Raw genomic sequence first — 756 nt, 5'->3', positions numbered from 1 at the left:
GTGCTTGTCATGGCGAGCGGGCAACTGATCTGCGAGGGCACGGCAAACGAGGTGGCGCGCGACCCGCGGGTCATCGAGGCCTATCTCGGAGGTGCGGCATGAGCGCGCCGGTGCTTCAGGTCAACAATCTCGTCGCCGGTTACGAGCCGGGCGTGCCGATCGTGCGCGGTGCCTCGATCACCGTCAATAAGGGCGAAATCGTTGTCGTGCTCGGCCCGAACGGGGCGGGAAAATCGAGTTTCATCAAGGCGGTGGCGGGCCTGGTCCCGGTCACGGGCGGGCAAGTCCTGCTCGATGGCCTGGATATCACCACGCTGCCGGCGCACAGGATGGTGCGGATGGGCCTGGCCTTCGTGCCGCAGACGGAAAACATCTTTCCGTTGATGAGCGTCGAGGACAATCTCAAGACGGCCGGCGGGATTTTGAAGCCGAAAGAAGCGGCGGAACGGATTGGCCGGATGTATGACACGTTTCCGGATTTGAAACTGTTTCGCAGGAAGGGTGCGGGGAACCTCTCGGGCGGGCAGCGGCAGATGCTGGCCGTGGCGCGGGCGCTGATTGTCGAGCCGAAGCTTCTTGTGCTCGACGAGCCCTCGGCAGGCCTGTCGCCGATATTCGTTTCGATGGTGTTTGCGATGCTTTCCGACATCCGCAAGTCCGGCGTCACGATTTTGTTGGTGGAGCAGAATGCCAAGGCGGCACTGGCGATTGGCGACCGGGCGTATGTGCTGGTCGAGGGCAGGGATGCGCATGAAG

At 63.0% G+C, this 756-nt stretch carries 2 protein-coding genes; both read left to right on the top strand.

Annotated elements, in window-relative coordinates:
• Positions 1–9: 9 nt before the first annotated feature.
• The gene (locus AC1D0P_RS26475; RefSeq protein ID WP_477679447.1) at positions 10–102 is read left to right on the top strand and encodes an ABC transporter ATP-binding protein C-terminal domain-containing protein; all 93 of its coding nucleotides are present in this window, start codon (positions 10–12) and stop codon (positions 100–102) included.
• Positions 99–756: branched-chain amino acid ABC transporter ATP-binding protein (locus tag AC1D0P_RS26470; RefSeq protein ID WP_477679446.1), on the top strand; the 658-nt coding region annotated here is incomplete at its 3' end. The genes AC1D0P_RS26475 and AC1D0P_RS26470, both read left to right, overlap by 4 nt.

This window comes from Polaromonas sp. P1_G2, from assembly GCF_056405515.1.
Note: the sequence above shows the minus strand (reverse complement) of the source record. Positions and strands in the feature narration are given on the sequence as shown.

Bases quoted from the DNA above. Each gene is read 5' to 3' on its own strand.
- AC1D0P_RS26475 (WP_477679447.1), top strand. From the start codon at position 10: ATGGCGAGCGGGCAACTGATCTGCGAGGGCACGGCAAACGAGGTGGCG.